The following is a 23,624-nucleotide window of genomic DNA, read 5'->3' on the forward strand; positions in this document are numbered from 1 at the left end:
GGCAGCTGATGCAGGCTGCCTTATTAATAAAGAAAGGGTGGCGTTGGATGGCAGAGAAGCGCAGCAATCAATCTGCAATGCATCGAAGAGAGACCGAACGCTATTATATAGATGGAAATACAGCACGAAGGCTGAATGAACAGCCTCAAATTCCTAAAAGAACAAAGAAGAATATACAGGAACAGCCGAAACAGGCTCCTGTCAGACACAAGAAAAGAGTATCTGCTTTTGATTTAAAGTATACCCTTTTTCTTGTTGTGTCTGTAGGAATTACTCTGGGCACCTGTTTTATGTATCTACACTCCAATTCGGCATTGAGTGATGCCAAACAGAACGTAACTGCACTGCAGACACAGCTTCAGACTTTACAGGAACAGAATACTTCATTAAAGGGAAGTCTGAATACAAGCATTGATCTGGATCAGATTTATCAGATTGCTACGGGAGAACTGGGCATGGTGTATGCAGATGAGAGCCAGATTATTTATTATAATAGTAGTAACGATGATTATGTACGGCAGTATGAATCTATACCGGACAAACAGTAAGATAGATGACTTTAAATTTAGGTGAGTGTTAGATGGCGAAGAAAAAAATACGGAAATTTTCCAAGACAAATAGAAGAAGATTATTGATTGTGTTTCTATTTGTTCTTGTTTGCTTTGTGTGTCTGATTATAAGACTTGTGCAGATTAATATCGCAGATGGCGATACTTACGAGAAGAATGTACTGACACTGCTCAATTATGACGGGCAGACGATTCCTTACAAGCGAGGCGATATTACAGACAGGAATGGTACTGTTCTTGCAACAAGTGAGAAGATCTACAATCTCGTCCTTGATCCGTATGTTATTACACAAAGTACTGATGAGAAAGCCTCTGAGTATGTTGCTGAGGTACTGGAGGAATACTTTTCAATTGATCAGGCTACGGTGAAGAAAACTTTGGAGGAACAGCCAAACAGCCGTTATGTTGTTCTGAGGAGAAAGATGACCTATGATGAGAAAAAGCCATATGATGATTTTCTATCTTCGGAGGACGAGAACGATCAGAAAATCATCAGTGCGGTTTCATCCGGTATCTGGTTCGAAGAAAGTTATCAGAGAATGTATCCTTTTTCCACACTTGCGTGTGATCTGATCGGTTTTACATCCGGGGATGACATAGGTCTGTGGGGAATAGAAAGCTATTATGATAAGATGCTTTCAGGCACAGACGGAAGAAAATATGGTTATCTCAATGATGATGTGGATCTTCAGAAGGTAACAGAAGAACCCCATAACGGCAAGACTATTGTATCCACCGTTGATATCAATATCCAACGAATTGCTGAAAAGTACATCAGTGAATTTATGCAGGAGACAGGTGCCAAGAATGTGGCGGCACTGGTGATGAATCCGAACAACGGCGAGGTGCTTGGTATGGCAAGCGCGCCGGTTTTCGATCTGAATAAACCGAGAGATCTGACAATAGCCGGCTATACGGAGGATCAGATTGCGAATATGAATGATCAGGATATGTCCGATGCACTCTACCAGGTCTGGCGTAATTTCTGCGTGAATGATACTTATGAGCCGGGTTCGATCGTCAAGACAATGACAGTGTCCTATGCATTGGATCAGGCCCTGGTGGATCCTGATGAGAATTTTGTCTGTGACGGCGGTCAGACCTATACAGACGGAACCTTTGTATCCTGTAACTCTGTTCATGAAAATCTGACATTGACGGGAAGTATTGTTCATTCCTGTAATGATGTTATGATGCAGCTCAGTGACAGGATTGGTGCTGCAAGCTTTATCCAGATGCAGAAATTATTTGGTTTCGGTCAGCTGACAGGCATTGATCTTCCCGGTGAAGCGAGCTGTGCGGCAACAATTTATACAGCAGATACGATGGGGCCTGTGGAGTTGTGGACGAGTTCTTTCGGACAGGGCTATAATACAACAATGGTTCAGGTGGCATCTGCATTCAGTTCCATTGTCAATGGCGGTTATTATTATAAACCGCATGTTGTTTCCGAGATTGCTTCGGACAGCGGCAATACCATTCAGATGATCGACAAGACACTGATGAGAACAACTGTTTCCAATACTACATCCGAATGGATGAAGAATGCTCTTTATCAGACGGTTGAAAGCGGCAGTGGTCAGCCGGCACAGGTTGCCGGATATCGCATCGGCGGTAAGACAGGTACAGCTGAGAAGGTACCGCGAGGAACAAAAGCACGTCTGGTATCTTTTATTGGAGCGGCTCCGATTGATGATCCGCAGCTGGTGGTTTATGTGGTTGTTGATGAGGCCAACGCAGAAGATCAGGGGCAGAGTTCCTTTGCATCAACGATAGCAGGAAAGATTTTCTCAGAGGCTCTGCCATATCTGCAGATATTCCCGACAGAAGAAGTGCCTGAGACAGAGACAGATGAAAATTATGATGGCTACAGTGCAGATAATGAGGATGAAGTTGATGCGAATGAGGGTGCTGATGAAGGCGATAACATGGATGAAGCAGACAATGGCGATGACGGCAGTGATGACGGACAGGCAGTTGACGACGGCGAATAGCCGGAAGTTCTAAAATGACTGAAACAACATAATATAATAAAAAATGAAAGCGGACAAATGAATGCAGATTAAAATCTATCACAGACGAAAGATGCTCATCATGGCCGCTTTTATTGTGGGGATTGGCCTGCTTCTGACGGGAAGACTGGTATATCTGATGATATTCCGGTCGGAGTACTATCAGGAGCAGGCCAGTGCTTTGCATGAAAGGGAGCGGAGTATTAAGGCTGCGAGAGGAGTCATTTATGACAGAAATGGCATTGTCCTTGCAGATAATCAGTCGGTCTGTACGATATCGGTGATCCACAATCAGATCACGGATCCCGAAAGGGTGATTTCGGTTTTGTCGGATGTTTTGTCCCTGGATGAAACTCCAGTCAGAAAGCGTGTGGAAAAAGTATCTTCAATTGAAAGAATTAAGGCAAATGTTTCAAAAGAATTGGGAGATAAAATCCGAAGCTATCAGTTAAAAGGTGTGATGGTGGACGAAGACTATACGCGGAATTATCCGTATGGAACGCTGGCATCCAAGGTATTGGGCTTTACAGGCGGAGATAATCAGGGAATTATCGGGCTGGAAGTTAAGTATGACCAGTGGCTTAAAGGAATTAAAGGTGCCATTCTGACAGTTACAGATGCAAGGGGCGTGGAGGTGGGCCACGCGGCAGAAGACAGAGTTGAACCAGTTCCCGGGAATGATTTGTATACAAGTCTGGATTATACGATACAATGCTATGTACAGCAGACAGCGCAAAAAATAATAGAACAAAAAGAAGCGAAAAGTGTATCTGTTCTATTAATGGATCCGCGTAATGGCGAAATTCTGGCAATGACCAATGAGCCGGAGTTTGATTTGAATTCACCCTATACACTTCCTGGTGATGGACCGATAGAGAATCATCAGGATGCCTTAAACAGAATGTGGCGAAATGGATGCCTGAATGACACATATGAACCGGGGTCAACATTCAAGATCATTACATCGACGGCAGCCCTGGAATCAGGCAGTGTCTCTTTAAATGACCGGTTTTATTGTCCGGGTTACAAAATCGTAGAAGACCGGAGAATCCGATGCCACAAAATAGCCGGACACGGATCGGAATCCTTTGTGGAAGGACTGATGAATTCCTGTAATCCGGTATTTATTGAAACAGGTCTGAGGACAGGTGTCGAAATCATGTATCAGTATTTTCATAAGCTGGGTCTTATGGAAAAAAGCGGCATTGATCTGCCGGGAGAGGCCGGGTCGATTATGCATCAGATCGAGGATGTGGGTGAGGTGGAATTGGCAACCATCTCATTTGGGCAGTCTTTCCAGATCACACCGATTCAGATGCTTCGTGCTGTCAGCACTGTTATTAACGGCGGGAATCTTGTAACACCGCATCTTGGTGTAAAGCTTGTCAGTGAGACCGGACAGATAAAAAAATTGAAATATGAATATCATCAAAATGCGATCGGCCGGGATGTATCGGATAAAATGAAAATGCTTCTGGAAAAGGTTGTCGCTGAGGGAACCGGAAAGAAATGCTATATAGAAGGTTATCGCATCGGCGGCAAAACAGCAACCAGTCAGAAACTGCCAAGAGGTTCAGGCAAATATATTGCTTCATTTATCGGGTTTGCTCCGGCAGATGATCCGAAGATCGTAGGAATTGTGATGATTGATGAACCTGTGGGGGCCTATTACGGCGGAACAGTGGCAGCACCGGTGATGAGGGAAATATTTGAAAATGTACTTCCTTATTATCTGGGTGAACAGCCGGAAATAATCAATGAAACAGGAGATGGAAATGAATAAAAAAGTGAATGCCGGTGATCCGTTAATGCTGCTTCTTGTATTTGGGATGATCGTATTCGGCCTTGTCATGATCTATAGTGCCAGTTCTTATACCGCCGGACTTCAGTATGGAAATGCATTTTATTATGTCAAACGTCAGATTTTTACCGTTATCATCGGGACGGTCATGATGTACATGATCAGCAGACCGGATTATCATCGGATTCTCAAATATGCCTGGCCTTTGTATGGTATTGCCCTGTTGATGCTGGCGGCGGTTTTCCTCATTGGAACTGCAAGTCATGGCCAGAAACGCTGGATCTATATTGGCCCTGTCGGGTTCCAGCCCTCTGAATTTACGAAATTTATATTGATCATCTTTTTGGCAGCAATGTGCAGCGCAGCAGAGCCTCTGATGAAAAAGAGGAAGGGGATCATCCTGATGTTTTTATGTGTGATGCCGGCAGCGGCCATGGTCATGGCAACGAATCTCAGTACAGGAGTCATTATTCTCGGAGTGTCTTTTATTATTATTTTTACGGCCAGCCGCAAATGGGCTCCCTTTTTTGCTTTGACGGGAATGGGGATCGCCATGATGGGCGTTTTCCTGAAATTAGCAGCTTACCGCCTGGACCGGATTGAAGCCTGGCTGAATGTGGAGACTCATCCTAAAGGCTATCAGACACGGCAGGCACTTTTTGCTATTGGTTCCGGCGGGCTTTTTGGCTGCGGCTACGGGAAAAGTATTCAGAAACTGGCTTATGTTCCGGAAGCTCACAATGATATGATATTTGCTATTATCTGTGAAGAATGGGGATTGTTCGGTGCCATCATTAGTATTTTACTGTTTATTCTGCTGATCTGGCGGTGTGCCGTCATTGCAATGGCAGCACCGGATCTGCAGGGGGCTTTATTTGTAACGGGTGTAATGGCGCATATCGGTCTGCAGATGATGATCAACATTGCCGTTGTAACCAACAGTATCCCAAACACAGGTGTCCCTCTGCCCTTTATCAGCTATGGCGGAACATCTCTTGTTTTTCTCATGTGTGAGATTGGAATTGTACAGAATGTGGCACGGCAGGGAAAAGGCGGCATATCATAAACTATAATGGTACCGGGTCTGGAGGAAAGAAATGTCATCGATATGTATCCGGGGCGGTTACTGCCTGAATGGAGAGGTTGATATACAGGGGGCAAAAAATGCCGCACTACCGATTATGGCCGCATCTCTTTTAAACAAAGGCATTGTCTGTCTTAGACGGTGCCCTCAGATATCGGATGTCAGACATATGTGCCGGCTGCTTGAACAGATGGGTGTTCGTATTGAGACCGATGGAGACAGGCTGATTTTGGATACAAAAGAAATTGATCCGATAGAAATATCTGCACCGGATGCGGGAAAGATGCGATCTTCTGTGCTTCTTCTCGGACCGCTGATGGGAAGAAAAACAGAAGTGCTGATGCCGTATCCGGGCGGTTGTACCATCGGAGCAAGACCTGTCAATTGGCATATAGAAGCATTGCAGAAAATGAACGTTCAGGTCTCAATGAGGGAAGAGGGGATTTATTGCAGGACAAAAGGAATTAAAGGTGCGAAAATTGTTTTATCCTATCCGAGTGTAGGGGTTACGGAAAATGTAATTCTTGCGGCGGTTCTGGCAGAGGGAAGTACTGAGATTATCAATGCAGCCATGGAACCGGAAATAGAAGATCTGTGCAGATTTCTTATTGCTGCTGGTGCCAGAATAAATGGTATCGGAACAAACAGAATAGTGATAACAGGTGTAGAGCAGCTGCACGATGTCCAATACACAATCATGGCCGATCGGATCGTTGCGGGAACCTATATGACAGCTGTTGCAGCAGCAGGCGGCCAGGCGGTTTTAAAGGGGGTGCGGGTCCGGCATGTACAATCGGTGGCGGATGTGCTGGCAGAATCAGGATGTGGCTTGATTATTTGCGAAGAAAGTATTAAAATAATAGCACCATCTGTACTTCTTGGCGTGAAGAATATTCAGACACAGCCTTATCCGGGATTTCCTACAGATATGCAGTCACAGATGATGGCGTGTCTTTGCACAGCTCATGGGGAGAGTTCTATTACAGAGAATATCTTCGAAAATCGTTTCAAAATTGTCCCTGAGCTGATTAGGATGGGTGCAGATATTTCAGTGAGTGGGTCGAAGGCATTGATCAGCGGTTCGGCAAAACTGCATGGAGAAGCTGTTGCGGCCAGAGATCTGCGAGGAGGAGCAGCCCTTGTTGCTGCCGGTCTGGCGGCAGAGGGAACGACGATAGTACAGGAGAGCGAGTATATCGACAGAGGCTATGTTGATGTGTGCAGCGATCTGCGCAGTCTCGGTGCGTGCATTGATCGCAGACAGTGAGTTTGGATGTAAAAATTGATATAGGAAGACAGGAGGAGAATCTGATTGGCAGATAAAGGTACAGAAACTGTGTATAAGCGTCAAAGGAAGCAACCCGGAAAACGAAAGAAAAAGAAGAGACATCCGGTGCTTGCTTTTCTCATCATTCTGATTGTGCTTGTGTTGGTGGGTGTTTTCGGCTTTCAGACCAAAGATATTCAGATCACGGGCAATGAGCGTGTAACGGATGACAAGGTGAAAGAACTGATTCAATGTGATAAGAGTTATGGGAATACATTGATTTTGTGGTTGATCAACCGTAAAATCGATATTTCCTCAGAACCATTACTTTCAGGCATCCGACTCTCTATTGAGAATCCTCAGAAAGTGGTGGTACACGTGAGAGAGCAGCAGCTCGTAGCAGCAGTGAAGAACAATGATCAGTATAGTTATGTCAATGAAAAGGGCAGGATTATTTTGACGCAGGATGATAAGATTCCGGATATCCCGATGATGGATGGTATTCAGATCAAAAGTGCTGAAAACGGGGATGTGCTGACAGCTAATGATGATACTGTTCTGGACAGCATTTTGAATATCGCCGCTTTACTGAATGAAGAGGAGATTACCGCTGATACGATCGGCATCACTTCAGATGGCGGTTACGATCTGGTGATGGGAAAGGTCACCGTTCTTTTGGGAAAAGATATTTATATGGAAGAAAAACTTTCAGAACTGAAGGATCTTCTTCCGAATCTGGATGGATTATCGGGGACTTTACATCTTGAAGAATACGATTCCACAAAAGATTCGATTATTTTTACAAAAGATTCATAAATAAAGGTTGATATTTTTAAAAAAAAATAATATTATATAATGGTATGATACGATAAAAGGTGAAATATGAAGGAGGAAGAACCTTGCTTGAGATAAAACCAAATGAAAATGAAGCAGCAGCAAAAATTCTTGTAATTGGAGTTGGCGGCGCAGGTAATAATGCTGTCAACCGAATGGTAGATGAAAATATCCTCGGTGTTGAATTCATCGGTGTTAATACAGACCGTCAGGCTTTACAGTTATGTAAAGCACCACAGTTAGTACAGATTGGTGAGAAACTGACAAAGGGACTTGGTGCAGGTGCGAAACCTGAAGTTGGTGCCAAGGCAGCAGAAGAGAGTATGGATGAACTGACAGAGCTCATTAAGGGTGCGGATATGGTATTCGTTACTTGCGGTATGGGCGGCGGTACAGGTACTGGTGCAGCACCTGTTGTTGCAGGTATTGCCAAGGATCTCGGATGTTTGACAGTTGGTGTTGTTACAAAACCTTTCAGATTTGAAGCAAGACAGCGTATGAACAATGCGATTCAGGGTATTGAGAACCTGAAGCAGAATGTTGATACACTGATCGTCATTCCGAATGACAAGCTTCTTGAGATTGTTGACAGAAGAACATCTATGCCTGAAGCACTGAAGAAGGCAGATGAAGTATTACAGCAGGGCGTTCAGGGTATCACGGACCTGATCAATGTACCGGGTCTGATCAACCTTGACTTTGCAGATATCTCTACTGTCATGAAGGACAAGGGTATCGCTCATATCGGTATCGGTGAAGGCCACGGCGATGACAAGGCTCTTGAAGCGGTTAAGCAGGCAATCACAAGCCCGCTGCTTGAGACAACCATCGAAGGTGCAACAGATATCATCATCAACATTTCCGGTGATATCGGCCTGATCGAAGCCAATGAAGCAGCAATGTATGTTGAGGAACTGGCCGGTGAATCTGCCAACATCATCTTTGGTGCGATGTATGATGATTCCACACCGGATTCAGCAACAATCACTGTTATTGCAACAGGTCTTGAAGAAGAGAAGAAAGTTGAGACACCTCAGAAGTCTGGTTATGCAAAGAAACCGCTTTACCAGACAAGTGTTGGCAGCAATACATACAAGGCGCCGACAGGAAGTCCTGTACCACCTGCATTTGTTCAGCAGAATCAGGCTGCAAAGAAACCGGCAGGCACAACAGGTAATATTCAGATCCCAAGCTTCTTACAGAAGAGATAATTTGACAGCAATATGATAGGGCACATCCTTTGGATGTGCTCTTTTTGTGTAATAGGGAATTCTGAGGAATTCCCTATTACACAAAAAGGCACTAATGCGCCTGCGATGCGCACTTGCGCGAAGATGTAGATTGTCGCAAGCGACCGCGTCCGGCGCGAGAATGTGCTTTGGCACATTCTTTTTTGTCGAAATATTTATAGGAACCTTCTCTGGATTTGACAAAATATTTATGGGACATAGGCTATAATAGACCCGTACCAAAAATCAGGAGGATAGCATTATTTTTTACCAGACTGCCACCTGGGATAAAATATGCGGGTACGATTACTTCCTGCAATTCCATTATACGCATTTCATAAATCATCACTTAGCAAAGAAACTGCGTCAATGCTACAGGGATCTTTGCTGTCATCAACGGAAAAATCTTTACCGTGTACAAATCAAAACAGGAATGAAATTAATAGAAACAATAGGGCTTTATGATACAGGGAATCGTTTGTATGAACCCATCAGGAAAAAGCCGGTCAGCATTATCGGGAAGGAACTGGCTATGCGTTTGCTTGAAGGGGAACAGGAATGGGGAAGACGATTTCGCCTGATTCCTTACAGCAGTATTGGCGTGGAAAATGGGCTGATGAAAGGATTTGTTGCGGACGAATTGGTTGTGTTTGTGAACCGATATTCTTTTGTATATGCACATCCGGTTTTGGCTGTGGCTGAACAGTCCTTTGGTAAAAGGGATGGCTATGAGATCATTTTGCATCCGGACATGATCTGAGTGCATAAGATATGGAAATTAAATTCAGGAGGGAATGGGTTGATGCGGACAATCAATTATGCAGGGTATCGTATGCTGCGTGGGTTCAGAAGTGTGATTTATAAATCGAATGGAGAAATCCATTATATCAGCGGAACGGATGTCCTTCCGGTTCCGCTGGAGGGTGAACAGGAAAAAAAGGCCATTGAGATGCTGGCGTTGGAAAAGGAGAGAGAACGGGGACGTAATATTCTGATCGAACATAATCTTCGTCTGGTAGTTTATATTGCCAGAAAGTTTGATAATACAGGTGCCGGAATGGAGGATCTGATTTCCATAGGAACCATCGGTCTGATCAAGGCCATCAATTCCTATAATCCGGAAAAAAATATAAAGCTTGCGACTTATGCATCCAGATGTATTGAAAATGAAATTTTGATGTATTTAAGGCGCAGCAGCAAATTGAAAATGGAAGTATCGATTGATGAACCTTTAAATGTAGACTGGGATGGCAATGAATTGCTGCTGTCAGATATATTGGGCACGGATGAAAACGTCATTTACAGTAAAATGGAGGAGGAAGTGAATTATCATTTGCTGTATAAAGCACTGTCAAGACTGTCACCCCGGGAGAAGACAATTATTCAGCTCCGTTTTGGGATACGAACTTCGGACGGACAGGAAAAAACTCAAAAAGAGGTGGCAGATCTCCTTGGTATTTCTCAATCTTACATTTCCAGGCTGGAGAAGAAGATCATCGGACGATTAAAAAAGGATATTGTGAGAATGGAAGGGGCGTGAATGTACGGTTGAAGGGATGGGAAAATTTTGCATCTGAAATGCATCTAAAATGTTGAAAACATTGTACTGTCTGTGAAAATCATGTAAAATGATAAAAAAGGAATCAAAAAACGGAGGAAATTCGAATGGGGTCTGTGAATTTACAAAAGGCAAATGCTGTTATAGATGAAGTAAAAAAAGTCGTGATCGGAAAAGATGCCTGCATATTTAAGGTCATGGCGGCTATGATCGCCGGCGGTCATATTTTGTTGGATGATATTCCCGGTGTCGGAAAGACAACAATGGCACTGGCATTTTCGAAGGCAATGGATCTGCAGCAAAATCGTGTCCAGTTTACACCGGATATTCTTCCGGCAGATATCGTAGGATTTTCCATGTATGATAAAAGCAGCGGAAAGTTTGTCTATCAACCCGGAGCTGTTATGTGCAATTTGTTTCTGGCGGATGAGATTAATCGTACATCACCGAAGACCCAGTCTGCGCTTCTTGAAGTGATGGAGGAGGGAAGCGTAACTGTGGATGGCGTAACAAAACCTGTGCCGGAACCTTTTATTGTTCTGGCAACCCAGAATCCGGTGGGAAGTGCCGGCACACAGATGCTGCCGGAATCCCAGGTTGACCGTTTTATGATCTGCCTGACCATGGGCTATCCGAATCCCGAGGATGAGATTGCCATTTTGAAGGGTAAATCCGAAGGAGATCCATTAAATGAAGTTGCATCGGTGATGAATGCGGCAGCCCTTTTGGATGCAAAACGTGAAGCTGAACAAATCTATGTTCATCAGGCAATTTATAAATACATGGTACGTCTGGTTAATAAAACACGTCAGCATGATATGATCGAGCTGGGAATCAGTCCGAGAGGTACAGTGGCCCTGGCAGCCATGGCCAAAAGCTGTGCATGGCTCCAGGGAAGAAAGTTTGTCTATCCGGATGATGTAGCCAATGTATTTTACGATGTTGCTATCCATAGAATACGGCTGAATGCCAGAGCACGGATCAATCATGTGACGGCATCTGATCTCCTTGACCAGATTATCAATGATACAGAGCGGCCTACTGTGCGGAGAAAGAAGCAATGATGATACGCTGGGGTATATATCTTGCTTTTGTGGTTTTAATGGTCTATGAGTCGGTGATCTATGAGAATGCGGCTGTCAGTATGCTGATGGCTGCGGCTATTTTTTTGCCGGTTATTTCACTGGTATTGTTGGTTGTCGCCCGAAGAAAAATAAATATCACCATGAAAATACCGGTTCCCGTGGCAGAAAAAAATAATCCGATTCAATTGCAGATAGATATCAAACGGGGGATCATGCTTCCCGTGGGACAAATCAATCTGCGTATGCGCTGCATTTCCGTTCTTACTAATCAACAAAAGGTCAGTTATCTGAGGATTGATCATGATGGAAGAATTAACAGCCATGTCATTTATGATATTTGCGGTTATCAATGCGGAAAAGTCAAAATTGTGATTGACAGAATCCGGACAAAAGACATTTTCGGCTTCTTCAGTCTGAACAAAAAAATAACTCTGACAAAAGAGATAACCTTTCTTCCTAAAATTTATGAAACGATGGTGGATGTATCGGAAGGTGTCCGCCATTTTGCCGGCGAGACTGAGGAGGACGAGCCGGAGGCTGCGGGGAATGACCATTCACAGATTTATCAGATCCGTCCTTATCGCCCCGGAGATCGTCTTCAGACAATCCATTGGAAATTGACAGCACGAAGCGGTGAGCTTTATGTCAGGGAGGCCGGTGAGCCAATTTGTCTTGCGGCAGGAATCTTTATGGATTTTTATGCAGCGTCTCAGAGGGAAAAAAGCAATGCGGAAGCTTTGGTCGAAGCCGCGTTATCTATTTCCAATGCGCTGTTGGAACAAAACTGCCGGCATTTTATTGTGTGGTATGATGCAGAGGCAAAAAAGCTTTCAAAGCAGCGCATCAGTAAAATAGATGATATTTATGCATTGATGAGCTATCTGATGTCAGTGTCCTGTTATGAAGGATTCGTGGATCTGAAGGAAATGTACAAAGAAGCTTTTCCTTATGGACTTTATGCTGCGGATATCACATTAAAATTGTCCGGTGAGATACTGACAAACGAAGAAACGGCAGGCTATTTTAATGCAGCGAATATTAAGAAATCAATGTCAGAATGTTTAATTCGTATTTAAATAGGTTTTAAGGTACAAAAGGATGGGTAAAAAATTAAAAAAAGAATTTGAATTGGATATCGATCAGAAGTGGCCGGTTTATAACAGTGAACCTGAGGTAAGAGAACGGATACTGACCGGTATATTCCATGGTTTGCTGCTGTGTGTCTGGTCGATCGGATGGATCGAATGGATCTGCGGCAATGCAGGGTTAAAACCGGACACTGTAAAGATGGCTGTCCTTTCGGTAGCATTTGGTATTCTAATTGAAGTTCTGAATTTAACATATCAGGAAAATAAAGGTTTTGTCATAGGCTGTGTACTATTGGCGGTTATTGCGAGATTTAATCAGGGCAGTGTCCTTTCGGGATATAATGCCTGGGCTCAGGGGCTGGAAAAAGCGATTTCCCATTATTACCAGATAGATGTACATCTGGTTATCGACAATGTGAATACAGTTGAAAATATGCTTTTTTATGGAGTGGTTCTTGGATTTCTGATGTTGATCATAAACTATGCAACAGCTGCAATGCGGTCAAATAAAATCACGATTTTATTGACCGGGCTTGCATTGGTTATGTCTTTAATGCTGGATGCTTTTCCGGATGTGATTTGGATGTTTGCGGTGATCATTACCTTGGGCGGCCTCATTGCCTTTGATTCTGTTGATGTTTATGTGCTGAATTCTATGATGAATAGAAAAGCACTCCGAGGGGGAGTCCTGGCCGTTGTTATGCTGACTTTGGTATTTGGGTTTAGTGACTGGCTTGCTCGAAATTATGCAGCAGATTTTATGCATAATCAGTATGCTGTTGTCAAAGATTATCCGCAGCAAATGTTTTCAGCAGCCCAGAGGACTCTCGGTAAATTGATGGGTGATCAGCCGGGGCTTTTAAGTAATCAATCTCCTGTGCAGTCCGGCAAAGTTGAATTGAAAGTCTGGACAGATGTCAGGCCTCGGTCAGCTGTTTATATGAAGGATTTTTCAGGTGCTTCTTACAATACAGATACAGAGTGCTGGGCTGTGATCACAGATGATGGACTGCGCAAAGATTATCAGCAATGGCCGGCATCCGGGCAGTGGACCTATGATGAAGCGAAAGCACTGTGGGCCCAGCAGCTATTCCGCTGTCTTGGCGCAATAGAAGATGATGCATCTGAACAAAATTACATTGTCTCCAATATATCTGCAGATGATCAGTGTACCTGGGCACCATATGGTATCAACATAAGCGGCATGACAATGGAAGGAGATAGTTATCTGAGAGCCTCATCCGGGAATGAATTCAATGGCTATCCACTGCCTGATTTGGAAAAAATACTGGCAGATGATACCCCGGAAAGTACTGTTCTTAATCAGGATGAGGCTGATTTATTCCAGGATTATGACAGTTATGTATATGCCAATTATTTAAGTGTGCCGGATGGCATGCCTTCACTGGAGCAGGCTGTCAAAGCGCTCCGGTCAGAAAATGGTGATATGACGGTGTACCAGTGGGTGACAGAAATACAAAATATTCTGCAGCAGAATTACACCTATGAGAAAAATAATCTGGAACCTGTGTCGGATGGGAGTAATGTTATTGAGGATTTTTTTGGAAGGCAGAAAAAGGGTTACTGTATTCATTTTGCTTCTGCAGGCGTCATGATGCTTCGCCTGGCAGGTATTCCTGCCAGATACGCATCGGGATATGTTGTATGGCCGCAGGATTTTAAGGCAGACACATCCCTTGGAGGTTATACGGCCGATGTAACAGGTTACAGGGGACATGCATGGACAGAAATCTATGATCGTGTACATGGGATATGGATCCCGGTGGATATGACACCGGCAGAGGATGCCATCGCTCAAAATCATCCGTCAACTACAGAGACAGATCCTGCTTCAGAAGAGAATTCTGAATATACGGACACTTCGCAGGAAACAGAATCAGGAGGGAGTGAAACTGCATCAGAGACATCAGCAGAGAGTTCAGAGACGGGGCATGAAACAAAAGGAGATGATGCAGAGTCTTCACAGAAGGATAAAGAAACAGGAAACAGTACAAACTCATTGAAGGGTTCTCAGAGGGGTGTAGGCGAAAATAAAGGGATTCCTTTATGGCCGGCGGCAGTTATGGCTGTGATAGCGGTGTTTGGAGGGTTTGTCTATTATTCCGGATATCGGAAGCAGTCTTTTAGAACCTACAGTCGTATAAATAGAAATAAAGCATTATTATCCAGATGGCAGCATCTAACAGAAGAACTGGAACGGTCGGGTATCCGGCCGGAGCGGCCGTTGGATGACTGGGACTACGTGAAATGGCTGCAGTCGCAGCTTGAACATCCGGATGAGAAAGAATTAATGTGGCTGATGGAAAAACTCCATCAGGCGGCTTTCAGTGAAGATATGCTGACAAAAGAAGAGTATGAGCAATGTACAGGGATCTGTCATGAAATCAAATGTCATTTAGAGAAGAAAAAATAACGAAAACGGATGCCATTCACTGTTATCAGACAGTGGGTGGCATCCGTTTTGGTTAATTAGACGCAAGTATTTTCTTGATCTCATCCATAAAAGTATCGATATCTTTGAATTCACGGTAAACCGATGCAAAACGAACGTAGGCTACAGGATCCAGATTCTTGAGGTGGTCCATGACAAGTTCCCCGATGACCATCGTCGGAATCTCACGTTCTTCTCTGTTGAAAAGCGTATTCTCAATATCGTCAATGACTGCAGTGATCTGGGCTGTTGAAATCGGACGCTTATGACAGGAACGAACAATGCCGGCTTCGATTTTAGAACGGTCGTAAGGTTCCCGGTTGTTGTCTTTCTTGATGACAATCAGAGGCAGTGTCTCGATTTTCTCATAGGTTGTAAAACGTTTCCCGCAGACCGGGCACTGACGTCGGCGGCGAATGGAAGCGTTGTCGTCGGTAGGACGGGAATCAATCACACGTGTATCCTCTGCGCTGCAAAATGGGCATTTCATATCTTCTTCCTCCTGTACATAAGGGAATCATCCCTGTTAACGTTTATTATAAACAATTGTGTAACGAAGGTCAATTTAATTCGTCGGTTTTTGCATACATTTTTCGAGATCAACGTCCACAAGAATGATATCTGCACCAATTTGGCGGATGCATTTCCAACCGATCAGATATTCGGCATCCCGACCGAAGAAGCCGCAGAAGCGGGAGGGCCCCGGAAGAATCAGCTGACAGATGGCACCTGTATGAAGATCAAATTCAATGTCCAGAACACGGCCCAAACGCTGACAGTTCCGGATGTTAATAACTTCTTTTTCACGGAGTTCACAGATACGCATAAAGCAATTCTCCGATAATGCTATCTCTAAAATATATGATGCGGCTTGAAGAATTATTTTATTTTGGATATAATAAGGCCAAAAGTGTAAATGGAGGCGGGACAATGAAATTCAGACCGTGTATTGATATACATAATGGAATGGTGAAACAGATTGTAGGCGGCAGTTTAAAGGATGAGATGAATCAGGCCATTGACAATTTTGTTTCGGAACAGGATGCAGCCTGGTATGCCAGGTTATACAGAGAGAAAGGACTGATTGGCGGTCATATTATCCTTTTAAATCCCGAAGGCTCTGAGTATTATGATGCAGACCTTGCCCAGGCCATGGGGGCACTTGAAGCTTTTCCGGGCGGTTTGATGATCGGCGGCGGCATTCACAGTGATAACGCGATGAAGTTTATTCGCGCCGGTGCTTCACATGTTATAGTGACTTCTTATGTGTTTAAGGAAGGAAAGATTGATTTTGAACATTTAAAAGCAATCCATGAATCTGTTGGCAGAGAACATCTGGTTCTGGATCTGAGCTGCCGCAAAAAAGATGGGCTTTATTATATTGTCACTGATCGTTGGCAAAAGTTTACTGAACATATCGTGAATGAAGAGACACTGAATCTTCTGGCGCCTTACTGCAGTGAGTTTCTGATTCATGCAGTGGATGTGGAGGGCAAAGCCTCCGGAATAGAGAAAGAACTCGCATCAATCCTCGGCGCCTGGGATGGCATTCCGATTACTTATGCCGGCGGTGTCGGATCTCTTGATGATGTTGAAATATTAAAAAGACTTGGCAATCATCGTCTGGATGTGACAATTGGCAGTGCACTGGATATTTTCGGCGGCACCATTCCTTTTGAGAAGGCGGCAGATATTTCCTGATACAGCATTGCATAAAATGACCTCATCATGCGCATCATTATGTTTGGGATGAATTCTCAATCTAATGATGCGGAGGTATTTGTATGGCTGGATACAAAGTGGAGATTTGCGGTGTCAATACGGCAAAACTGCCGCTCCTGAAAGAAGACGAGAAGGAAATGCTGATGAAGAGAATCAAGAACCATGATTTGCGGGCCAGAGAGCGTTTTATCAATGGTAATCTCAGGCTGGTTCTCAGTGTTATACAGCGTTTCTCGGGTACCAATGAAAACGTCAATGATCTTTTTCAGGTGGGCTGTATCGGCCTTATAAAAGCAATCGACAACTTCGATTTAACACAGGGTGTACGTTTCAGTACTTATGCTGTGCCTATGATCGTTGGGGAAATTCGTCGCTTTCTGCGTGACAACAGTGCTATACGGGTCAGCCGCTCTTTAAGAGATACGGCTTATAAGGCGATATACGCCAGAGAGGCTTTAATCACAAGAAATAATCGTGAACCGACGGTAATGGAAATAGCTGAGGAAACAGGTATTCCGAAGGAAGACATTGTCTTTGCCCTGGATGCCATTCAGAGCCCGATGTCTTTATATGAACCGGTTTATACTGATGGTGGGGATGCGTTGTGTATTATGGATCAGGTCAGCGACAGGAAAAATGGTGAAAACAGCTGGGTTGAGAATCTGGCATTGAACGATGCAATGAAAAGACTAAATCATCGTGAGAACAGAATTATCAAAATGCGCTTTTATGAAGGAAAGACCCAGATGGAAGTAGCGGATGAACTGGCCATTTCACAGGCCCAGATTTCAAGAATAGAAAAATCAGCACTTCAAAATATGCGGACATATCTGAGAGCCTGAATGTATGCTGTATATCAAATGGGTTTCAGGCAGACTCCAAGATAAAGCAAATGTAACATTAATTGCAAATGAAGTAGAGGCATTTTATACAAACGTTAATGGAGATGGAAATCTAGTTCATACAGTTCAATGTAATCACACATTAGAAAAAATCATCGGACAAATCCGTAGCGGTGCCCCCGACAGTAGAATTCTGCTCATATCGCCCATCTGGCTGGGAGAGAATGTCTGGAAACTGGGATTCGATCCGGAATTCTCAGAGAAATCTGTCGATGTCTCAAAGCATCTGGCAAAAGTTTATCGTCAGATTGCGGAAAAAGAAAATATTCCATTTCTTAATGCGGCTGCATATGCAAAACCAAGTGCAGCCGATCAGGAACATATGGACCCTGAGAATCATCGATTGCTAGCAGAGGCAATTTATCAAAAAGTAATAGAAATTGAAGGCATCCTCGGCTAAGGATGCCTTTGTGCATGTATAGGATGTCTTAATCGGCGGCTTACAGGCTCTGTTCTGCGGCTGACATGAACGAAATCGACAGATAGAGAATGGTGATCAGTGCTTTTGCTTGCTGTCCATAGTAATCGTTACAGGTCCATCATTGACCAGAGAAACCATCATATGGGCACCGAACTCGCCTTCTTCTGTATGGATACCGCAGTCACGGCAGGCTGCAATAAACTTCAGATACATCTCTTTAGAAAAATCAGGTGCGCCGGCTTCTGTGAAGCTCGGGCGATTGCCTTTCTTCGTGCTGGCAAACAGTGTGAACTGAGAAATGATCAGAATTTCACCGCCGACATCTTTCAGAGAAAGATTCATCTTGCCTGCTTCATCTTCAAATATCCTCATCTGAGTAATCTTCTTCACCAGATAATCCATATCCTCATCGGTATCTTCATTGGCTACACCGAGCAGGACAAGAAATCCTCTTCCGATCTTCCCGATGGTTTCATCATTGACATCAACACTGGCGCGGGAAACGCGCTGTATAACTGCTTTCATGTGTATTCCTCCATAGTTGTCATTTGATCATCAGTAAAAACTGAAAAACGAATGTCTGATGACATTATAGCAGAATTTATTAGATAAATCACCTGCCATATGATGACAGATTATAAAATCTATTGTGGATGATGTCGATGAATGATATTTGCGGGGAATTTCAAGGATGGATATAATGGATTTTAAGGGATTCGTGTATTTGCTGCAGGAAAGGTCGGAGATGTTTTGTAAAACAACCAGTGCGGTACTGATTGGAATGAGCAGTGAGATGATTACAGTGGAGACGGATGTCAGCGGCGGTTTGCCTTATTTTGATATGGTAGGGTATCTTTCAGCAGAAGTGAAGGAAGCCAAGGAGCGAGTGAGGACAGCTGTCCGGAATGCCGGTTTTAAATTAGAACCGCGCAGAGTCATTGTGAATCTGTCGCCTGCGGATGTCCGCAAGTCAGGGACGATGTGTGATCTGGCTATTGCTGCCGCAGTTTTATGCGCCTATGGTTTTATCGCACAGGATAAGTTGAATGATGTATTGTTGATCGGAGAATTGAGCCTGGATGGCAGTGTCCGATCAGTGAATGGTGTACTGTCAGTTGTACTGATGGCCAGAAAACTGGGCATATCAAAATGTATCGTTCCCTCTGTGAACGCATTTGAAGGGGCTGCTGTGGATGACATTGAAGTTTATGGAATACATACCCTGAAGGAACTGATTGGCTTTCTGAACGGAAGCTGCTATGTTGAGGCAGCTTATACAGACAAAGAGGCACTGCTTGATCAGTCAGGAAAGCGAATGCCGAAGATTGATTTCAGTGATATATCCGGGCAGAGGACAATGAAGAGAGGATTGGAGATTGCAGCTGCCGGAATGCATCATACAATGTTGATCGGGCCTCCGGGAGCAGGCAAGTCTATGGCTGCGAGACGGCTGCCTACCATTCTGCCGGGGATGACATGGGATGAGTGTCTGGAGGTGTCAGAGATTTACAGTGCCGCAGGTTTGCTGAAAGCTTCGGAGGGGCTGATCACATCACGGCCATTCAGAAGTCCGCATCATACGGCTTCGGATGTGGCCTTGGCCGGTGGGGGCAGAGTGCCCAAACCCGGAGAGATCAGTCTGGCACACAGAGGAGTGCTGTTTTTGGATGAACTGACAGAATTCAGCTCAGCAGCCATGGAAGTAATGCGTCAGCCTATTGAGACAGGGAAGATCATGATTAATCGCCTGCAGGCGATGTGTGAATTTCCGGCAGGATTTATGCTGGTGGCAGCAATTAATCCATGCCGATGCGGATATTATCCGGATGTTAAGAAGTGTCATTGTACACCGCTTCAGATCCGCCGATATATTGGAAGAATCAGTCAGCCTTTGATGGATCGAATTGATCTCAATATAGAAGTCCTGCCTGTCAGAATTGACGCTTTGCAGGAACCTTCCGAAGAAGAAAGTTCCGGTGAGATTTTGAAGCGTGTAGAAAAGGCACGGAGGATACAGGATGAACGCTATGAAGGAACGAACTATCGATATAATTCACAGCTGCATGATCGGGATGTGGAATTTTATTGCACCATAGGAAGGGCTGAACGTGAATTAATGCGGAGAATTTATGAGAAGTATGATCTCAGCGCTCGTTCTTATCATAAGATTTTGAAAGTGGCCAGGACGATTGCAGATTTGTCGGGACATTCGACAATCTCCACAGAGGATATCAGCGAAGCTGTATTTTATAAATGTCTGGATGGAAGATATTGGGGAAACAATGATGGAAAAGGATGAATATTGGTTTTGGCTTGGGAATATTCCGGGGGTGGGAAGCCGGACAGCTCTCAGACTGGTGAATGCCTTCGGAGGCAATGTCTGTGCCTTGTTTGAAGCAGAAGAGAAGAGGGTTGATGCATGCCATATTGTGAATAAAGCACAGCTTCAAAGCATTATATATAGTAGAAACAGGGATAGAATTCAGCATGATTATGAACAAATAAAATCAAAGGGGATTCAATGCATATCTATTGAGAATTCATTTTATCCGGATACATTAAAGTATCTGTATGATCCGCCGGTTATTTTGTATATTCTTGGCAGTTTGCCAAAGGCTGATGAATGGATGATCGCACTGATCGGGGCCAGACAGTGCAGCAGTTATGGACGACAGGTCAGCAGGATGCTGGCAAGAGGAATGGCAGCGGCAGGACTGACGGTTGTCAGTGGAATGGCCAGGGGGAGTGACAGTGCTGCGCATTGGGGAGCACTGCAGGAGGGCGGACGCACTTTTGCCGTTCTTGGGTGTGGCGTGGATATCTGTTATCCCCGGGAGAATATGGATCTTTATACAGAAATCAGCAGAAATGGCGGTATTATTTCTGAACTGCCGCCGGGGACAAGACCGGAGGGCTATCAGTTTCCGCGGAGAAACCGGATCATTGCAGCATTAGCCAGGGGAATTGTTGTAACAGAAGCCAAACAAAAAAGCGGCACTTTGATAACGGTAGAACACGGATTGAATCTTGGCAAGGAGATTTTTGCAGTTCCGGGAAGAATTGATGATGCTCTGAGTGAGGGATGTAATCAGTTGATCAAGGCAGGTGCGAAACTCGTTATGCAGCCATCGGACATTCTTGACGAGTTTGGAATTCTGGCCCGGGAATACAAAAAAAATAATATTACGCTTGATAATTCTGAAAAAGTAGTGTATGCTAGCATATGTTTAGTTCCTAGAAGTGCAGATGAGATTGCATTGTTGACAGGGATGGAAGTACAGAATGTGATTCACAATTTGATTTCCATGGAATTGAAGGGAATTATTCACAGTGTAGGAAAAAATCAATATGTGTTGAATATATAAATGTGGAGGAATGGGCTGTGGCTAAATATTTAGTTATTGTTGAATCCCCGGCCAAGGCGAAGACAATTAATAAGTTTTTGGGTTCGAATTATCATGTTGTTGCCTCTAACGGACATGTGAGAGACTTGCCGAAGAGTCGTCTGGGGATAGATGTAGAAGATGATTATGAGCCAAAATATATTACAATCAGGGGCAAAGGCGATATTCTGGCAATGCTGCGTAAGGAAGCCAAGAAGGCTGATAAGATTTTTCTCGCGACTGACCCGGACCGTGAAGGTGAAGCGATATCATGGCATCTTGCAACTGCGCTAAAGCTGGATGAAGCGCATACAAATCGAATTACATTCAATGAGATTACGAAGAATGCGGTCAAGACAGCCATCAAGCATCCGCGTAAAATTGATATGGATCTGGTGGATGCACAGCAGGCACGAAGAATGCTCGACAGAATGGTGGGTTACAGAATCAGCCCGTTGCTGTGGAGCAAGGTCAAGAGAGGCTTAAGTGCAGGCCGTGTCCAGTCAGTTGCACTGCGTCTGATCTGTGACAGAGAACAGGAAATTGATGCATTTATCCCAAAGGAATACTGGTCATTGGATGCAATTTTGAATGTCAACGGAGAGAAGAAACCTTTGACAGCAAAGTTTTATGGCAAGAAGAAAGAGAAGATAGAGATCCATTCACAGGATGAACTGAAGGCAATCAAGGAAGAATTGAAGGATGCAGAATATCAGATTGTCGATATCAAGACAGGTGAACGTACAAGAAAAGCTCCTGTACCTTTTACAACGAGTACTTTGCAGCAGGAAGCTTCAAAACAGCTGAATTTTTCAACTCAGAAGACAATGCGGCTTGCACAGCAGCTGTATGAAGGTGTTGATATTGAGGGGCTTGGAACAGTTGGCCTGATCACGTATCTGAGAACGGATTCTATCCGTATTTCAGAAGAAGCCGACAGCAATGCAAGAAATTTCATTGCAGAGAATTACGGACAGGAATATGTAGCGGCTGCGCCTAAGACGGCAGAATCAGGCAAGAAGATCCAGGATGCCCATGAAGCAATCCGTCCAACCTATCTTGATCAGCTTCCGATTAAAGTAAAGGAATCTCTCAGCAGAGACCAATTTCGTTTGTATCAGTTGATCTGGAACCGTTTCGTAGCCAGCCGTATGAAAGAGGCTGTTTACGAGACAACCAATATTAAGATTGAAGCTGCCGGTTACCTGTTTACTGTTTCTACTTCAAGACTTGCTTTTGAAGGATTTATGTCAGTTTATAAACCGGATGATGAGAAAGCTGAGAACAACGTGCTGGCCAGAAAGATCAACAACGACAGCCAGCTGAGTTTCAAAGATTTCGATGCAAAACAGCATTTTACTCAGCCGCCGGCACATTATACAGAGGCATCACTGGTCAAGACACTGGAGGAACTCGGTATTGGACGTCCAAGTACGTATGCACCGACCATTACAACGATCATTGCCAGACGATATGTGGCAAAGGAGAATAAGAATTTGTATGTCACTGAACTTGGGGAAGTTGTCAACCGAATGATGGTACAGTCCTTCCCAAGCATCGTTGATGTGAATTTTACAGCTAACCTCGAATACCTGCTTGATAAAGTCGGAGAAGGCGTTGTCAATTACAAGACGGTTATCCGCAATTTTTATCCGGATCTTGACGAAGCTGTCCAGAAAGCAGAGAAGGAGCTGGAAGAGGTTAAGATCGAAGATGAAGTATCAGATGTTCAATGTGATCAGTGCGGCCGGATGATGGTTATCAAATACGGTCCCCATGGTAAATTCCTTGCATGCCCGGGATTCCCTGAATGCAGGAACACCAAGACTTATTTTGAGAAGATTGGTGTAAGCTGTCCGAAATGCGGCAAAGATATCGTCATCAAGAAGACGAAGAAAGGCCGCCGTTACTATGGCTGTATGGGCAACCCTGAATGTGATTTTATGACATGGCAGCGCCCGTCAGATAAGAAATGCCCTGAATGCGGCAGTGTTCTTCTTCATAAGGGAAACAAACTGGTATGCATGAATGAAACCTGTGGTTTTGTTATGGCAAATCCAAAAGAAGACGAATAAATAAAGGAATCTGTCGGAGAAGTCAGAAAAGACTTTTTGGGCAGATTTCTTTTTGATTTTACCGCAATTGTAGATAAAATTTTCTTAATTAATAAAAAAATTTGAAATTTTCATACAAACCTCTTGTTTTAAGCGAATTTTC

General features: G+C 44.0%; 21 protein-coding genes. 18 read left to right on the plus strand and 3 right to left on the minus strand.

The features are described from left to right. The first annotated feature begins 47 nt into the window (after nt 1–47). The 12 genes from HED67_RS08425 (at nt 48) to HED67_RS08480 (ending at nt 14,961) form a co-directional block, all read left to right on the plus strand. The gene (locus HED67_RS08425) at nt 48–548 is read left to right on the plus strand and encodes a septum formation initiator family protein (protein WP_178441732.1); all 501 of its coding nucleotides are present in this window, start codon (nt 48–50) and stop codon (nt 546–548) included. 32 nt (nt 549–580) lie between these two features. Then, nucleotides 581–2,563, plus strand: a complete 1,983-nt coding sequence (locus tag HED67_RS08430) for a peptidoglycan D,D-transpeptidase FtsI family protein (RefSeq protein WP_221718043.1) — start codon at nt 581–583, stop codon at nt 2,561–2,563. Nucleotides 2,564–2,624: 61 nt separating this feature from the next. Continuing rightward, complete coding sequence (locus tag HED67_RS08435; protein WP_221718044.1) at nt 2,625–4,364, plus strand: peptidoglycan D,D-transpeptidase FtsI family protein; 1,740 nt, start codon at nt 2,625–2,627, stop codon at nt 4,362–4,364. Next, nucleotides 4,357–5,448 (plus strand): FtsW/RodA/SpoVE family cell cycle protein, encoded by a 1,092-nt coding sequence (locus HED67_RS08440; protein ID WP_221718045.1) that lies wholly within the window; start codon nt 4,357–4,359, stop codon nt 5,446–5,448. Before HED67_RS08435 ends, HED67_RS08440 begins: the two co-directional genes overlap by 8 nt. Before the next feature lie 31 nt (nt 5,449–5,479). Further along, nucleotides 5,480–6,733: a UDP-N-acetylglucosamine 1-carboxyvinyltransferase gene (gene murA / locus HED67_RS08445; protein WP_178441736.1), complete on the plus strand. Its 1,254-nt coding sequence runs from the start codon at nt 5,480–5,482 to the stop codon at nt 6,731–6,733. 45 nt (nt 6,734–6,778) lie between these two features. Continuing rightward, complete coding sequence (locus HED67_RS08450) at nt 6,779–7,549, plus strand: cell division protein FtsQ/DivIB (RefSeq protein WP_178441737.1); 771 nt, start codon at nt 6,779–6,781, stop codon at nt 7,547–7,549. Nucleotides 7,550–7,632: 83 nt separating this feature from the next. Continuing rightward, entirely contained in the window at nt 7,633–8,778 is a 1,146-nt protein-coding gene (ftsZ, locus tag HED67_RS08455; RefSeq protein ID WP_178441738.1) for a cell division protein FtsZ, read from the plus strand. A gap of 379 nt (nt 8,779–9,157) precedes the next feature. Continuing rightward, nucleotides 9,158–9,556 carry a sigma-E processing peptidase SpoIIGA gene (locus HED67_RS08460; RefSeq protein WP_260702730.1) on the plus strand — a complete coding sequence of 133 codons (399 nt, stop codon included), beginning with the start codon at nt 9,158–9,160 and terminating at the stop codon, nt 9,554–9,556. A 42-nt stretch (nt 9,557–9,598) separates the two neighbouring features. Continuing rightward, entirely contained in the window at nt 9,599–10,336 is a 738-nt protein-coding gene (gene sigE / locus HED67_RS08465) for an RNA polymerase sporulation sigma factor SigE (protein WP_178441739.1), read from the plus strand. 125 nt (nt 10,337–10,461) lie between these two features. After that, a complete protein-coding gene (locus HED67_RS08470; protein ID WP_221718046.1) occupies nt 10,462–11,418 on the plus strand; it encodes an AAA family ATPase in 957 nt (318 codons plus the stop codon). Further along, the gene (locus HED67_RS08475; RefSeq protein WP_221718047.1) at nt 11,415–12,515 is read left to right on the plus strand and encodes a DUF58 domain-containing protein; all 1,101 of its coding nucleotides are present in this window, start codon (nt 11,415–11,417) and stop codon (nt 12,513–12,515) included. Before HED67_RS08470 ends, HED67_RS08475 begins: the two co-directional genes overlap by 4 nt. A gap of 22 nt (nt 12,516–12,537) precedes the next feature. Beyond that, on the plus strand, nt 12,538–14,961 hold the full coding sequence (locus tag HED67_RS08480; protein ID WP_221718048.1) for a transglutaminase domain-containing protein: 2,424 nt from the start codon (nt 12,538–12,540) through the stop codon (nt 14,959–14,961). 52 nt (nt 14,962–15,013) lie between these two features. Here HED67_RS08480 and nrdR read toward each other — a convergent pair whose 3' ends face one another. Both nrdR and HED67_RS08490 read right to left on the minus strand, forming a co-directional pair. After that, nucleotides 15,014–15,469, minus strand: a complete 456-nt coding sequence (gene nrdR, locus HED67_RS08485) for a transcriptional regulator NrdR (RefSeq protein WP_178441302.1) — start codon at nt 15,467–15,469, stop codon at nt 15,014–15,016. A gap of 75 nt (nt 15,470–15,544) precedes the next feature. Then, nucleotides 15,545–15,805 carry a YlmC/YmxH family sporulation protein gene (locus HED67_RS08490; protein ID WP_178441301.1) on the minus strand — a complete coding sequence of 87 codons (261 nt, stop codon included), beginning with the start codon at nt 15,803–15,805 and terminating at the stop codon, nt 15,545–15,547. Nucleotides 15,806–15,909: 104 nt separating this feature from the next. Between HED67_RS08490 and hisA the strand changes: the two genes are divergently transcribed. From hisA to HED67_RS08505, 3 genes are all read left to right on the plus strand, one after another. Further along, entirely contained in the window at nt 15,910–16,680 is a 771-nt protein-coding gene (hisA, locus tag HED67_RS08495) for a phosphoribosylformimino-5-aminoimidazole carboxamide ribotide isomerase (RefSeq protein ID WP_221718049.1), read from the plus strand. 83 nt (nt 16,681–16,763) lie between these two features. Then, nucleotides 16,764–17,543: an RNA polymerase sporulation sigma factor SigG gene (sigG, locus tag HED67_RS08500; protein WP_178441299.1), complete on the plus strand. Its 780-nt coding sequence runs from the start codon at nt 16,764–16,766 to the stop codon at nt 17,541–17,543. A 4-nt stretch (nt 17,544–17,547) separates the two neighbouring features. Then, nucleotides 17,548–18,003 (plus strand): GDSL-type esterase/lipase family protein, encoded by a 456-nt coding sequence (locus HED67_RS08505; RefSeq protein ID WP_221718050.1) that lies wholly within the window; start codon nt 17,548–17,550, stop codon nt 18,001–18,003. Between the two features lie 96 nt (nt 18,004–18,099). Here HED67_RS08505 and dtd read toward each other — a convergent pair whose 3' ends face one another. Next, the gene (gene dtd / locus HED67_RS08510; protein WP_178441296.1) at nt 18,100–18,549 is read right to left on the minus strand and encodes a D-aminoacyl-tRNA deacylase; all 450 of its coding nucleotides are present in this window, start codon (nt 18,547–18,549) and stop codon (nt 18,100–18,102) included. 175 nt (nt 18,550–18,724) lie between these two features. Here dtd and HED67_RS08515 point away from each other — a divergent pair, with 175 nt between their 5' ends. The 3 genes from HED67_RS08515 to topA are packed head-to-tail and all read left to right on the plus strand — an operon-like array spanning nt 18,725 to nt 23,482. Further along, a complete protein-coding gene (locus HED67_RS08515; RefSeq protein WP_221718051.1) occupies nt 18,725–20,323 on the plus strand; it encodes a YifB family Mg chelatase-like AAA ATPase in 1,599 nt (532 codons plus the stop codon). After that, nucleotides 20,310–21,389 carry a DNA-processing protein DprA gene (dprA, locus tag HED67_RS08520; protein ID WP_221718052.1) on the plus strand — a complete coding sequence of 360 codons (1,080 nt, stop codon included), beginning with the start codon at nt 20,310–20,312 and terminating at the stop codon, nt 21,387–21,389. The genes HED67_RS08515 and dprA overlap by 14 nt, the downstream gene beginning before the upstream one ends. Before the next feature lie 17 nt (nt 21,390–21,406). Further along, entirely contained in the window at nt 21,407–23,482 is a 2,076-nt protein-coding gene (gene topA, locus HED67_RS08525) for a type I DNA topoisomerase (protein ID WP_215633050.1), read from the plus strand. The last annotated feature ends 142 nt before the right edge of the window (nt 23,483–23,624 follow it).

The sequence above is a fragment of the Pseudocoprococcus catus genome, assembly GCF_019734885.1.
GTDB lineage: Bacteria > Bacillota > Clostridia > Lachnospirales > Lachnospiraceae > Coprococcus_A > Coprococcus_A catus.